We start from the raw sequence: 13302 nt of genomic DNA, 5'->3' as shown, positions 1-13302 counted from the left end.
GGGGGGCAAACGGAGGCGAAGCCCAACAGAACAAACGACTTTGCCTTTTCGAGAAAAATCTATATTGCCCCACGACAACGCTGTTGTCGTAGGGCAATGTGATTTAACCCGTAAGGGACAATGACATTTACTGCGCCATAGAAAATAAGACCTTGCGTCTGACGACGCAGGGTCTTATTTTTGTATTCTGGACTATCCTTTCCCGGCGTAAATACTGGATTCCAGGAACAGTGGAAAAAATCAGGAGGAGCTTCCCCTTCACAGCTTTAGCCGTATGATCTGCTCATACAGCAGGACGAATTTTTCCCGGATTATTTTGTTGGTGTGGTAATGGCCGAAAAAGTGATATTCAAATTCACACCGCCGGGTGATCTCATCCAGAAAATCGGTCAGAGCATCGGCCTGATAAAATCCGCCGCTCAGCTCGTCCTGCACCGAGGTGGGGCAGCAATGAGTGATGATGTAGTCCACCTTCCAGCCATGGTTTTCCAAATTAAATCGGGCGGTTTCGTACTCCTCTGCGCTGGGTAGCTCATCCTTCCACCAGGACACATGGTTGACCCGGTACAGTGATCTGCTGGCCTCCAGCTGCTCCTGCTTCTTTTCAAACTCGGGATCATCCGGCTCCAGAATGCCGCCGGCAATGTCGTGGCTGCTGGCCCCGCCCATGGTGAAGAACTTTTTTCCTTGAATGTCGTACACCTGCCCACGCATCAGGTGGATCACCGAGGGGCGGATACGCTGTACCTGCCCCCCGTTCCACTCCTCCGCTGGGTACTCAGCCAGAAGGTCGTAGTTTTCGTGGTTGCCCGAGACAAACAGGGTTGTGTAAGGCTTCCTCTCCAGCCAGTCCAGCCAGCGCCGGTCCTCGGGGCCGCCGTCCCAGACCCCACCAAAGTCGCCGCAGATGATAAGGCAGTCCCGCTTGGTCAGCCCTACCTGCTCATAGAAGATGGTGTTTTCGAACCGCTTGAAATTCCCATGGGTGTCACCTGTTAAAAATATGGCCATAATACCCCTCTTTCCAGGTCTATTTCAACACAAACTCTGCTCGATTTCCACATCGTTGGCGTGACTGCACAGGGGGGACACCTGATGCTCAGACCGGGGCCTGCCACGGGTCAGCCCAAGTAGAGACCGTAATATCCAATGAGCGCCATTGCCATCAGTCCGGCGGTAATCAGCTGGATTGGTGCCCCTCGGAAGGCTCTGGGGCAGCGGTCCAGGTTTACCTCCCGCTGGAGGCTGGCAAAGCTGGCCAGGGCGAGGGTTGCGCCGATGCCCCCGCACAGCGCAAAAACCAGTGCGGCGCTCAGGCCGTAGCTGCGCTGGGAGATCAGCAGAACGGTGCCCAGGGCGGCGCAGTTGGTGGAGATAGAGGCCAGATTGCCGTCCATTCGCCGGGACAGCTCCGGAACGCAGGCGCGGAGAAACCGGCGCAGTCCGGCCACCAGTCCCGGGACCAGCAGCGAAAAGGCAAGCACCTGAAAGTGGCTCCAGCCGAAGCGGATGAGCACAAAGAAGTTGAACAGCCAGGCGCACAGCGTTCCCAGCACCATCACCACCGTAAGGCAAATGCCAGTGCGGATGGCCTCCCGGGGCTCCTCAAAGGATCGTTTATGGGTGCCGATGCCCATACAGGTGACCAGTACCAGATTTTCCGACAACAGGGCGGCCAGCGCCACGCCCATCAGCTCCAAAGCGGTGTTCATCTTCTTCGCCCCCTTCCAGCAGCGGGGAGAGGTCTGTTAACTGTCTTCATAGTTGATCTCCTCCTCCGTGTCCAAATTCGCAACAATATTCAGCGCCCGGTTGACCCCGGCGGTAATGGCTTTTGAGGTGGCGGTGGCTCCGGCAACTGCGTCTATGGAGTTGTCTCCTCCGGCGCGGATGGTACCCGAGCGGCCCACATACCGGGCCAGGGCGGCGGGAGTCATGGCGGAGGTGCCCACCCGGTCGGTCTCGTTGTGGCTGACAATGGCCACGCCGGTGACCGCACCGTTCAGGTCCACACCCACCGACATGGTAATGGGGCCGCCGAAGCCCTGACTCTGCACCTGGACGCAGTAGCCCAGCAGCTGGCCCTCGTCGTCATAGCCGGCGGTGATGGACAGTGCGCCTGGGGCGTAGTAGGGGGTCTCGGCTCCCACGGTGGCGGCGGGCATCGCTTGAGCCAGGATCTCCCGCTGGACCTGGAAGCCAGCCCGTGCGGTGTCCAGATCGGTGAGCCGGTGGACAGCGAAGATGGCCAAACAGGTCGCCGCAGCCACGCCCGCCAGGGGGCCCAGGGTCCTTAGAGCGGGGCGCAGCAGATCCAGCCAGGCCTCTCCAGGCGCCTGTCCCTCTTTGGGCTTGGGGTGCCTCAGGTTCAGCTGGGGGCGGACAAATTTAATCTCGGACAGGCTGGTACGCAGCTGTACCAGAAAGGCCCGGGTTACGGCGAAGTTGCCCATTCCAAACCGCCGGGGCAGACCCAACCGGTCCAGCAGCCACACCATACAGTTCATGGTGAGAATGGCCCAGCCAACCCCCTCGGGGTAGGAGCTGGAGGAGCGCAGCAGCACGGTGAGCAGGCCGCAGCCCACGCCAAACATGATCTGTCCCCTGGGGGTCACGGGGGAGGTGGCGGGGTCGGTGGCAAAGTAGATGGCCCCCATGAGCAGGCCGCCCCCCATCAGCTGATAGCCGGTCCACACCAGAGGGGAGACGCCGGCAGGGGCGGAGAACAGCGCGAAGAGAGCCACCGTGGCCAGGTAGGCGCCGGGGATACGCAGGGAGATGACCCGGCGCAGTAGCAGATAGATCAGCCCCAGCAGCAGCATGAAGGCGGACACCTCCCCCATGCAGCCCCCCCGCTGACCCAGCAGGAGCAGATCCAGCCCCTGGGGCGGCAGGGCCCCCTCGTGGAGGTAGGACATGGGAGTTGCGGCGGACAGAGTGTCCACGGCGTTGACGGACATACGGTGGAGGGGCAGGGTCCAGTTGGTCATCAGAATGGGCATGGTACCCGCCAGCATCCGTCCGGTCAGAGCGGGGTTCATAAAATTTCGGCCCAGGCCGCCGTAGAACTGCTTGACCACGATAATGGCGAAGGCGGAGCCCATCACAACGACCCAGTAAGGGGCGCTGGCGGGCAGGCTCAGGGCCAGCAGCAGACCGGTGACACAGGCGGAAAGGTCGCCGGTCGTGCCCCGCTGGTGGGTCAGGCGGCGGTAGAGGGCCTCAAAAAACACGCAGGAGAAGATGGACGCCCCGCACAGCGCAAGGGCCCGGGGGCCGAAGAAGAAGACGGCCATCCCCAGGGCGGGGGCCAGGGCCACCATCATGTCCAGCATCATGGCCTGGGTGGTGGCGGGCTGGCGCAGCTGGGGGGACAGCCGCTTGGGGGCAAAGACGGCGCTCATCTGCCCACCCCCTCTCGCCGCAGCAGACCGCGGGCCTGGGCAATGGTCTCCACCAGGGGGATCTGGGCGGGACAGATGAAGGAGCAGCAGCCACAGGCGCTGCAGTCCTCCAGGTGATACCTGGTCAGCCGTTTCAGGTCCCGTTCCTCCAGGGCAAGGCGGATAAAGGTGGGGGCCAGGTGCATGGGACAGGCGGCCACGCATTTGCCGCAGCGGATGCACACCCCGCCAGGGGTATCGGGCTTGTGCTCCCAGTCGGTGAGGCAGACCAGGCTGTTGAAGTCCTTGGTCACCGGGGCGTCCAGATTTTGCAGGGCAACCCCCATCATGGGTCCCCCCAGCAGCATCCGGTCCGACTCCTCGCACAGACCGCCGCAGGCCTCCAGCAGATGGCGCAGGGGGGTTCCGATGGGGACCCACAGGTTTCGGGGCCGGGTGACCGCCCCACCGGTGACGGTGACCGCCCGGTGGGTGAGGGGCCGCCCCTGCAGCAGGGCGTCCTGCATGGCGTAGACGGTGGCCACATTGAAGACGGCGCACTTCACATCCAGCGGAGAGCCTCCGGGAGGGACCTCCCGGCCGGTCACCGTCTGAATAATCTGCTTCTCCGCCCCCAGGGGGTAGCGGGTTCGAATGGTGACGATTTGAACTCTCACCCCGTGGAGACGGCGCAGGCGGCGTTCCACCGCTTCCACCGCGCTGAGCTTGTCCCCCTCGGTAACCAGCACGACCCGCTCACAGCCCAGGCAGCCGGCCAGCACCTGGGCGCCGCGGAGGATGTGTTCTCCCCGCTCCAGCAGCAGGCGGTAGTCGGCAGTCACATAGGGCTCGCACTCGGCGGCGTTGACGATCAGGGTATCAATGTTTCCGGCAGAGATACGCAGCTTCTCCCAGGTGGGGAAAGCGCCGCCCCCCATGCCCACAATGCCCGCCGCTTCCACGCGCTCCACCAGCAGGCCTAGGGTGAGCTGCCGGGGATCCAGGGGCACCATGGGGCTCTGATAGAGCTCATTGCGGTTGTCGTTATGGATGACGATTGCGGAAGCCAGACCGCCCCAGGGGTGGGGGCGCTTCTCAATGGCCGCAACCCGTCCGGAAATGCTGGCGTGGGCCGCCGCCCCGGTCTGGCCCCGGCGGGCGATAGGCTGGCCGATGGTCACCGGGTCGCCCGGGCTGACGATGGGGACGGCAGGGCCGTCGGAGCACATAATCAGTGGGATGACAACTTCCTTTGGCGTCTGAGGCAGCCGGGCCAGGGGCTTTCGCCTGGTACTGCCCTTTCTGATGGCAGGATATACCCCGCCGAAAAAGGAGTGAATCATATGGATAAACCTCCCCAGATCCTGCCCCGGCCAGCTGGACGGGACAAAATATGCGTCACTTTTCAATAATAATACAGAATACATCATAATCCAACAATCTCATTGTGTCAACGGCATTATGCCCAAGGTTTTGGCAGAAAAGAAGGCCGGTCAAGAAAAAAAGTCCCCGGCGGACGCCTCTCCCCTTCGCTGGGCTAAATTTCGGAAAAGATGGTTGACAAGCGGGAGAAATGTGATACAATAATCCGGGAAATGCGATGACGGAGCCAAGCGCAAGACAGCGGCCCGAAGCGAGAGGGGAGAGTGCAAGCCCTCGGCCAGAGCGTCTGCGCAGGCCACTCCCGAGCGGCCCGGGACAACCGGGACGGTATGCCCCCGTTACGGGCAGCTTGAGATGCCCCGCAGTGCCGGGGATAATCAGGGTGGTACCGTGGAAATTTCCGCCCCTGACAGCAGTGTCGGGGGCGTTTTTTTGCAGAAAGGAGGAGTTTTATCATGAGGCAATACGTGGTGGACGCCTTTGCCGTTCTGGAGGGAGACCGGGTGAAGCTGGCCGGCAAGGCGGTGCTCTATGTATGGTCAGAGCTAATGCTGGAGGGGATACAATGAGGAAAAAATTACTCCTGCTGTCCATTCTGGCGGCGCTGTGTCTGCTGGCGGGCTGTAAGGTCTCCGGCAATCCTCTGCCCGAGGGGATGGAGAAGGAGACCCTTCTGGAACAGGGGCGGGAGATTGTGACTCTGCTCAACGAGGGGGGATATCAGGAGGTCTACGACCGCCTGCGGGCCGACGCCCAGGAGACCTCCAGTCCCGAAGGGATCCAGACCTATATGGAGGAGCGGCTGGACAAGGCCCAGGCCTATGTGCGGGAGACCGAAGCCATAGCCACCGGCCAGAAGATCAAGGACACCGGCGAGCAGTACGGAACCGCGGTGTTCTACTGCAAGCACGAGAAAAAAAGCGTCATGTACCGCATCGCCTACAGCACCGATTTGGAGCTGATGGGCATTCAGGTCTCCGTGCGTTAGGGGGGCTGGATGGAGCGTATCATCGGGAGCCCCTTCCACAGCCTGAGCCGGGCGGTGGATATGCTGTGCCTCAATTTAGGAGAGACGGTGGAGCGGTATTTTGCCCGCCCAAAGCCGGACGGCCAGGTCCGGAGCGTCCCCTCCTACTCCATCCACCTTCAGACCCAGTGGCGGTTTGTCCGAAAGGGGCGGATCATCCTGGCCTCCCGGGATATTTACGAGCCCTTCGCCCCGGACCGGGCCGGCGAGGACTGGGCCTACGACCTGGTGGGCCGGCCTGCGGTGGAGAGCAGCCGGTTCGACGTGCTGTCCCCCGGTCTGTCCCGAAAACTGAGGGGGAGTACCGTCACCGGCTGCCGCGTCTCCCCCCTGGGGGACCTGAGTCTGGAGTTCTCCAACGGGACCCGGTTTGAGTCCTTCACCCCCTCCTCTCTGCGGGAGGAGCTGTGGCGGCTGGTGGACTATCAGAGGGAGGAGCATCTGGTGGTCTTCGACACGGAGACGCCGAGGCGGATGGACCCGGACCTTGTGCTGCGCGCCCTCCAGGAGCTGTCCGGCTGGATTGGGCCGGACGATCCCCTGGAGCGGGCCATGGAGCAGGTGGAACGCTATGACACGCTGTCCCCCCAGGAGCTGAAGCAGCTCAAGCGTGCCCTCTCCCATGAGGGGATGTTTCACATCAAGTGGCTGGGCGACCGCTGGGTCCCCGGCTTTGCGGGGGAGGGCCCGGGGAACCCCTGGTGGAACTATCTGGATCATATTGCGAAAATCTGTCAAGACAACTTATAAACTACAATTCGGAGGTAATCGACATGAAAGAACCCAAACCCTACGGTCTGAACGAGCTGCGGGAGATGTTCCTGAAATTCTTTGAGAGCAAGGGCCATCTCCGCCTGCCCAGCTTCTCCCTGATCCCCCAGAACGACGCCTCTCTGCTGCTCATCAACAGCGGCATGGCCCCCATGAAGCCCTGGTTTACCGGGGAGGAGGAGCCCCCCCGTCACCGGGTGTGTACCTGTCAGAAGTGTATCCGTACCGGCGACATTGAAAACATCGGCAAGACCGCCCGCCACGGCACCTACTTCGAGATGCTGGGCAACTTCTCCTTCGGCGACTACTTTAAGAAGGAGGCCATCCCCTACGCCTGGGAGTTCCTCACCAGCCCTGAGTGGGTTGGCCTGGATCCTGACCGGCTCTATCCCTCCGTCTTCGCCGGAAACGAGACGACCCCCGCCGACACGGAGGCCTTTGAGATCTGGAACAAGGTCATCGGCATCCCCGCCGAGCGCATTTTCAAGTTCGGCAAGGCGGACAACTTCTGGGAGCACGGCTCCGGCCCCTGCGGCCCCTGTTCGGAAATCTACTACGACCGCGGGGAGCAGTGGGGCTGCGGCAAGCCTGGCTGCACCGTGGGCTGCGACTGCGACCGGTATATTGAGGTGTGGAACGTGGTCTTCTCCCAGTTCGACAACGACGGCGAGGGCCACTATGAGGAGCTGAAGCAGAAGAACATTGACACCGGCATGGGCTTGGAGCGGCTGGCCTGCGTCTGCCAGGGGGTTGCCTCCCTGTTCGACGTGGATACCGTGATGAACATCACCAACAAGGTCAGCGAGATCACCCGCGCCCACTACGGCGAATCCCACGAGAAAGATGTCTCCCTGCGGGTCATCACCGACCACATCCGCTCCGCCGCCTTTATGATCTGCGACGGCGTTCTCCCCTCCAACGAGGGCCGGGGCTACGTGCTGCGCCGGCTACTGCGCCGGGCCGCCCGCCACGGCAAGCTGCTGGGGGTCAACGAGCCCTTCCTGTTCGAGGTGGTGGAGACCGTCATCCACGAGAACGAGGGCCACTACCCCGAGCTGCGGGAGCGGCAGGACTATATCACCAAGGTCATCCGGGTTGAGGAGGAGAATTTTGCCAAGACCATCGACGGCGGCCTGAAAATCTTTAACGATATGCTCCGTGGCCACCAGGAGAAGCAGGAAAAAACCTTCTCCGGGGCGGACGCCTTCAAGCTCTACGACACCTACGGCTTCCCCGTGGACCTGACCCTGGAGATGGTGGAGGAGCAGGGGATGAAGCTCAACGAGGAGGAGTTTCGCCAGCTCATGGAGGAGCAGCGCCAGCGGGCCCGGAAGGCCCGGGAGGCCCTGGGCGACCTGGGCTGGGCCGGTGTGGAGTTCGGCAAGGAGGTGCCCGCCACCGAGTTTGTGGGCTACAACGGCTGGAATCAGGCGGTCACGGAGGTCAAGGTAGTTGCAATTGTGGCCGAGGGGGCGCAGGTGGATGAGATCGTCTCCGGAGTGGAGGCCATTGTGGTGCTGGACAAGACTCCCTTCTACGCCGAGATGGGCGGTCAGGTGGCCGACCACGGCGCCATCTTCGCGGACATGATGAGCTTTGAGGTCACCGATGTGCAGCAGAACAAGGGCGGCAAGTATATGCACTACGGCAGGATGACCCAGGGCGTGCTCAAGGTGGGAGACACCGTCTGCGCTCAAATCGACTCTGCCCGCCGCCGGGCCGTTATGCGGGCCCACTCCGCAACCCATCTGCTGGACGCCGCTTTGCGCAAGGTGCTGGGGGACCACGTTCACCAGTCCGGCTCTCTGGTGGAGCCCGACCGGCTGCGCTTCGACTTCACCCACTTCTCCGCCATGACTCCGGAGGAGCTGAGCCAGGTGAGCGCCCTGGTCAACGACATGGTGCTCACGGGCAGCGACGTCCACACCGAGGTGCTGCCCATTGAGGAGGCCAAGAAGAAGGGGGCCATCGCCCTGTTCGGCGAGAAGTACGGCGACACCGTGCGGGTTGTGGAGATGGGCGACGGCTTCTCGGTGGAGTTCTGCGGCGGGACCCACCTGGACAACACGGCGAAAGTCGGCGTATTCCACATCACCAGCGAGTTCTCGGTGGCCGCCGGCGTGCGTCGCATCGAGGCCGCCACCGGCCGGGTATCCCTGGAGACCATGAACCGCAACCAGGAGCTGATCTTCCGGGCTGCCGCCGCCCTCAAGGCCAAGCCGGGCGAGCTCCAGGAGAAGGCGGAGGCCGCAATGGCTGAGATGAAGTCCCTGCGCCAGCGGATCGACAAGCTGCTGGCCAAGGAGGCCGCCGGCGAGACCGACCGCATCCTCTTCGGCGCCCACGAGGTAGGCGGCCTGAAGGTGCTCACTTCTGTGATCTCCGACGCCGACGCCCAGCGGCTGCGCCAGATGGGGGATATCCTCAAGGACCGGGAGCCCAATGTGGTGGCGGTGCTGGCCTCCGTCAGCGGCGAGAAGATCACCTTCCTGTGCGTGTGCGGCAAGGAGGCGGTGAAGCGGGGCATCAAGGCCGGGGACATTATCAAGCAGGTGTCCGCCATTGCCGGGGGCTCCGGCGGCGGCAAGCCCGACTCCGCCATGGGCGGCGGCAAGGACCTCCTGATGGTGGACAACGCCCTGGCCATGGTGGACAATGTGGTGTCCATGAAGCTGGGGCTGTAAACCATGACCCGAGACGATTTGAGGCGCTTTCATGCGCTGGATATTGACTTCGCGTCCATCGGTCTGGAGTGGGGCGGCCAGTTCTGCGATTATTTCTGTACTCCGGTGGACGCGGAGCCGGTGGGGGCCATCGGCTGCGACGGGGTCCATTTTATCCTCCTGCCGGGGGACGAGCGGGTGTTCTGTGTGGACCCCTGCATGGGGGAGGAGGGGAAGTTCGTCCTCCCTGTGGCCAGTCATTTCCGGGAATTTATGTCCTTCGTCCTCTATTGCCAGGACGCCAACCCCATCTCCCAGCTCTGGTGGATGACACAGGAGCAGTTCCGCGGCCTGCTGGCGGAGGATGCCGCGGCCCGAACAGAGGGGACGCATGAGGCACTTTTTGCCCATAAGGACGCCGCCCTGGCCGCCATTGCCAGAGAATTTGACCTGACCCCCGCCAGCCCCTTTGAAACAGTGAAAGCCCTCCAGGCCGGGTTCGACCCGTCAGTGCTGCATTTCTCCGACGAGTACTACGATACCCTGGGCCTGGAGCGGCCCCAGTAAGGAGGCGTTTCCATGAAGAACAACATCCCCGTGTTTAAATACCACCCCGACCCCTTCGCCACCGGCGTGTTTGAAGAGCTGGAGGAGCCGGTCACCTGCCCCTGCTGTGGGGAGAAGACCTCTGTGATCTACACCGGGCCCTTCTACTCGGTGGGCGAGGTAGAAAACCTGTGTCCCGCCTGCATCGCCAGCGGGGCGGCGGCGGAGAAGTACGACGGGGCCTTCCAGGACAGCGAGTCCACCGACGAGGTGGAGGACCTTGACAAGGTGGACGAGCTGGTCAGCCGTACCCCCGGCTACTGCGGCTGGCAGCAGGAGTACTGGCGGGCCCACTGCGGCGATTTCTGCGCCTACCTGGGGGACGTGGACTATCAGGGTCTGGTGGACCAAGGCATTCTGGAGGAGGTCCTGGAGGACCCGGAGCTGAACGATTGGCTCCGGGACAATCCCCAGTCCCTGGGGTGCAATCCCTACGGGTATCTCTTCCGGTGCCTCCACTGCGGAAAGCATCTGATTCAAACCGACTACGATTAGAGAGGAGAATGTTCCATGCTTCCCCAGGACCCGATTATTTTGCTCAGTTATGTGAACACCAAGCTCCGGGACCAGTACGCCAGCCTGGACGAGCTGTGCGACGACCTGGAGACGGACCGGGAGGAGCTGGTCCGGAAACTGGCTGCTGTGAACTATACCTACAACGCCAAGCAAAATCGGTTTGTGTAAGGAGGAGCCGTCATGGGACTGTTTGATAAGTTCAAAAAGCCCAAGGAGCCCCAGGCGCAGGCGCGGGTCAAGGAGGCGGCAATGCTGTTCTGTCCGGAGCCCGACCCCAAAAAGGTGCTGGACCGGATCGGTGAGCTGTTCCAGGTACAGACAGTGGGGGACCGGAACAACATAACCCTGTGTCAGGACGACATGGAGATCATCCTCCTGGCCAGTGCCCCCACCGACGAGGGGGAGAACGGTGAGTATGCCAAACAGCAGCTCCAAGGGGTTGCGGGCTATGTCTACCAGAACGAGACCCGGCTGCTGGAAGTCAAGCGTGGCCTGTTCTACCACCTGCGCCAGTGCAAGAGTCTGGTCCAGATCATCTACTCCTTCGACAGCGCCAGCCCGGCGGAAACCCGTGAGAAGGAAAAACAGGTGTTGGAGCCCCTCTTTGACATTACGGAGAAGCTGAAAGGGGTTATCACCTTCGGCGACGGTATGACCCTGCAAAACAGCAAGGGGCAGGTCATCCTGAACAAGGAGGGCAAATCCGACCTGGACTGGTATCTGCCAGCCGAACAGCCTGTCCCGGCGGACTGGGCCAAGAACGCGCCTCCGGAGAGCGTGGAGCGGCGGGACCGGTCGGTGGAGGCGCTGCGGGACCGGCACATCTATGTGACCCCCTGGCTGCCGCTGCTCCACGAGCGGGCGGAGGAGCCGGGCCGCACCGTGGAGGAGGTCTGTCAGCGGGCGGCGGCGCTGCTGGTTGTATCGCTGTACTCCGAGTGCCGCCTGGGGGAGCACATGAGCTATGAGGAGGCCCGGGAGTTTGTAGCGCCCATCATCGACAGCTACCAGGCGGAGCCTTTCTTTTCCCCGGCGGAGAGGGCCTATCTGGACGACCCCGAGTCCACCGAGCAGACCCAAATCCAGTACGCCTGGCAGTATGAGAACCTGTGGGCCATGGAGTGGGCCCTGGGGCTGACCGACGACCTGTTCTGGCCCGACCGCATCTGCAACGTGCCCGAGTCGGTGCGGCTGCTGCATGAGGTCCCCGATTTGGAGAGTCTGACCCAGGCGGCCCGGCTGCGCCCCCGAAAGGAGCTGCTGGAACAGGCCGATCTGATCTACCGCCTCCACTGGGCCTGCGTGGATGCCCGGGTGATGGGGATGCCCGCCCCCCAGGGGGTTGAGGAGGGTGTGGTCATGGAGCGCCACCGGGCCCTGTTCTGGCTGGCGGGCTGTGACAATATGTGCCCCTGGGACGAGGTGGATTTGTCCACGTAAATACAGCGAAAGGGACAGCCCGCCAGGGCTGTCCCTTATGCTGTTGAAAAGCGGCTGAAGCAGAAGTATCCTGATCTGCGTTTCGTTTTTCATAAAGAGTCTTTTAATGTTTTATCCTATTAAGAGCGCTAAACTAGCGAAACTCGTATATATGATAAAAAATTCGAAAAGAGATTTGGAATATAGAGTTGAGAATCCACAGACCAAATTTCCCCTTGGAATACTCCATTTAAAACCATTATTTCTTGGGTAAAGAACTTTTTGGGCGTATTTTGTGGTTCTATGAGGGCTGCAACTGGTAATGCACCACATAAAACACTATATTCTTTCTTCAGCCACGTTTTATGTACCTGCTCTGGAGTAGTAATATCAGGAAAATGTTTTCCCCAGCTGTCCCAGAAGCTGGGGTTTATTGGATTGTAATACGGTTTCATAGAAACTTTTGCGAGATCTTCTTCAGTTTGGAAGGGAAAGGGTTCTGTAAGTCCTGGCATATCCTCAAAGGCCTGAAGCGGATATATGACCCAGGTACCATATTTCCCGCCATTAGCAATCTGTGTAATAAACTGGACATATTCTTTTGGAAGCGTGATCCCGTGCCTGTATTCAAAATCCCGTACCTCATTGAGGGACATGGGCGGATTCCAATTAGCCCCCCGCTTTCTGTGCCGTTCCACTTTTTCGCGGGCAGCCAGAATCAAATCCATCTTTTCTGTGGCAGACTGATTTGCCTTGAGCTGTTTCCGGATGAATTTTTGCAGCTTTTTGGCGAGATGAAGCTCCAGCCAGTCCAGAAAGCTGCAGTCCTTCAGCCTCACAATGCCTGGCTCCGCCCGGTACCACACCTCTCCCCGACAGGGCCCTGTTACCACCAGCAGATAAGTATCATTGCCGCAACACTCATCCTCCATCAACGTGACAAATCCGTTCCCATTGTATGCCGCCTCCATCTGAGGCTCAGGGTCTGGACTCTGCGCCCAGACCAGGGTGTCCTCCACCGCAAAGGGACGGCCCAAGCGCTCCAATTCGCCGGGCTCCTGGGGGAAGGGAAGGAGCTGGTCACAGTCGTCGGTGATGGGCGGCAAAGTTCCGCCGTTCCCCACCAGAGTAAGAAAAAGCCGGAAATCTTCGGGTAAAATAAAATCGTACTTCTTCTCCAAAACTTGAAGCTCCTCGGGTGACATAGGAGGATTCAATTTGCAGTTCCGCTTACGGTTCAATTTCTTTTTTAGCGCCAATATTCGTTCTTCTAAAGTCATAACAACCACCTTCAGAATATTTCTAATTCGTTTTCATATTCCTGCTGACCATATGCCTATTGGAATACAAGCATTTGAACCATAATACTCGTATATTTTAGCAAAAATGGCGCGCCTGAGCAAGCCCTCGCTGCCGCCGTAGTCGGTAGTACAGAAGATACTCGCGCCCTTGGGAATCTCCCGGCCATTTGATGCAACCGAAAACCGTATTGGGTCTTGCGTTTTAACATCAGTTTCCGCTATAATATCCTGAA

The 13302-nt window shown here is 60.8% G+C and carries 13 protein-coding genes; 7 read left to right on the top strand and 6 right to left on the bottom strand.

Annotated features, from left to right (window positions below; genetic code table 11):
• Positions 1-258: 258 nt before the first annotated feature.
• From D1646_RS20445 to rsxC, 4 genes are all read right to left on the bottom strand, one after another.
• The gene (locus D1646_RS20445) at positions 259-1011 is read right to left on the bottom strand and encodes a metallophosphoesterase family protein (RefSeq protein ID WP_160638229.1); all 753 of its coding nucleotides are present in this window, start codon (positions 1009-1011) and stop codon (positions 259-261) included.
• 110 nt (positions 1012-1121) lie between these two features.
• Positions 1122-1712, bottom strand: a complete 591-nt coding sequence (locus D1646_RS20440) for an Rnf-Nqr domain containing protein (RefSeq protein ID WP_160638228.1) — start codon at positions 1710-1712, stop codon at positions 1122-1124.
• 36 nt (positions 1713-1748) lie between these two features.
• Entirely contained in the window at positions 1749-3404 is a 1656-nt protein-coding gene (locus D1646_RS20435; RefSeq protein ID WP_160638227.1) for an RnfABCDGE type electron transport complex subunit D, read from the bottom strand.
• On the bottom strand, positions 3401-4726 hold the full coding sequence (gene rsxC, locus D1646_RS20430; RefSeq protein WP_160638226.1) for an electron transport complex subunit RsxC: 1326 nt from the start codon (positions 4724-4726) through the stop codon (positions 3401-3403). The genes D1646_RS20435 and rsxC overlap by 4 nt, the downstream gene beginning before the upstream one ends.
• 605 nt (positions 4727-5331) lie before the next feature.
• On the opposite strand from rsxC, the gene D1646_RS20425 reads away from it, so the two are divergent.
• From D1646_RS20425 to D1646_RS20395, 7 genes are read left to right on the top strand one after another with little or no spacing between them, the layout of a single operon-like run.
• Positions 5332-5754: a DUF3887 domain-containing protein gene (locus D1646_RS20425; protein ID WP_160638225.1), complete on the top strand. Its 423-nt coding sequence runs from the start codon at positions 5332-5334 to the stop codon at positions 5752-5754.
• Between the two features lie 9 nt (positions 5755-5763).
• Entirely contained in the window at positions 5764-6543 is a 780-nt protein-coding gene (locus tag D1646_RS20420; protein ID WP_160638224.1) for a hypothetical protein, read from the top strand.
• A gap of 23 nt (positions 6544-6566) precedes the next feature.
• Positions 6567-9248, top strand: coding sequence for an alanine--tRNA ligase (alaS, locus tag D1646_RS20415; protein WP_160638223.1), 2682 nt, complete (start codon positions 6567-6569; stop codon positions 9246-9248).
• Between the two features lie 3 nt (positions 9249-9251).
• A complete protein-coding gene (locus D1646_RS20410) occupies positions 9252-9794 on the top strand; it encodes a hypothetical protein (protein WP_160638222.1) in 543 nt (180 codons plus the stop codon).
• A gap of 12 nt (positions 9795-9806) precedes the next feature.
• Positions 9807-10328 carry a CbrC family protein gene (locus D1646_RS20405; protein ID WP_160638221.1) on the top strand — a complete coding sequence of 174 codons (522 nt, stop codon included), beginning with the start codon at positions 9807-9809 and terminating at the stop codon, positions 10326-10328.
• 15 nt (positions 10329-10343) lie between these two features.
• Positions 10344-10517 (top strand): DUF4250 domain-containing protein, encoded by a 174-nt coding sequence (locus D1646_RS20400; protein WP_160638220.1) that lies wholly within the window; start codon positions 10344-10346, stop codon positions 10515-10517.
• Positions 10518-10529: 12 nt separating this feature from the next.
• Complete coding sequence (locus D1646_RS20395; protein WP_160638219.1) at positions 10530-11789, top strand: DUF4272 domain-containing protein; 1260 nt, start codon at positions 10530-10532, stop codon at positions 11787-11789.
• A gap of 128 nt (positions 11790-11917) precedes the next feature.
• On the opposite strand, the gene D1646_RS20390 is transcribed toward D1646_RS20395, so the two are convergent.
• Both D1646_RS20390 and D1646_RS22885 read right to left on the bottom strand, forming a co-directional pair.
• Positions 11918-13048, bottom strand: coding sequence for an SMI1/KNR4 family protein (locus D1646_RS20390; RefSeq protein WP_160638218.1), 1131 nt, complete (start codon positions 13046-13048; stop codon positions 11918-11920).
• Between the two features lie 33 nt (positions 13049-13081).
• The coding region (locus tag D1646_RS22885) for a hypothetical protein (protein WP_207709448.1) at positions 13082-13302 on the bottom strand (221 nt) is incomplete at its 5' end.

The sequence above is a fragment of the Pseudoflavonifractor sp. 60 genome, from assembly GCF_009911645.1.
Taxonomy (GTDB): domain Bacteria; phylum Bacillota; class Clostridia; order Oscillospirales; family Oscillospiraceae; genus Lawsonibacter.
Note: the sequence above shows the minus strand (reverse complement) of the source record. Positions and strands in the feature narration are given on the sequence as shown.

Coding starts and splice junctions, on each gene's coding strand:
- rsxC (WP_160638226.1), bottom strand. CDS start 4,726: ATGATTCACTCCTTTTTCGGCGGGGTATATCCTGCCATCAGAAAGGGC.
- D1646_RS20395 (WP_160638219.1), top strand. CDS start 10,530: ATGGGACTGTTTGATAAGTTCAAAAAGCCCAAGGAGCCCCAGGCGCAG.
- D1646_RS20390 (WP_160638218.1), bottom strand. CDS start 13,048: ATGACTTTAGAAGAACGAATATTGGCGCTAAAAAAGAAATTGAACCGT.
- D1646_RS20445 (WP_160638229.1), bottom strand. CDS start 1,011: ATGGCCATATTTTTAACAGGTGACACCCATGGGAATTTCAAGCGGTTC.
- D1646_RS20425 (WP_160638225.1), top strand. CDS start 5,332: ATGAGGAAAAAATTACTCCTGCTGTCCATTCTGGCGGCGCTGTGTCTG.
- alaS (WP_160638223.1), top strand. CDS start 6,567: ATGAAAGAACCCAAACCCTACGGTCTGAACGAGCTGCGGGAGATGTTC.
- D1646_RS20410 (WP_160638222.1), top strand. CDS start 9,252: ATGACCCGAGACGATTTGAGGCGCTTTCATGCGCTGGATATTGACTTC.
- D1646_RS20405 (WP_160638221.1), top strand. CDS start 9,807: ATGAAGAACAACATCCCCGTGTTTAAATACCACCCCGACCCCTTCGCC.
- D1646_RS20435 (WP_160638227.1), bottom strand. CDS start 3,404: ATGAGCGCCGTCTTTGCCCCCAAGCGGCTGTCCCCCCAGCTGCGCCAG.
- D1646_RS20400 (WP_160638220.1), top strand. CDS start 10,344: ATGCTTCCCCAGGACCCGATTATTTTGCTCAGTTATGTGAACACCAAG.
- D1646_RS20440 (WP_160638228.1), bottom strand. CDS start 1,712: ATGAACACCGCTTTGGAGCTGATGGGCGTGGCGCTGGCCGCCCTGTTG.
- D1646_RS20420 (WP_160638224.1), top strand. CDS start 5,764: ATGGAGCGTATCATCGGGAGCCCCTTCCACAGCCTGAGCCGGGCGGTG.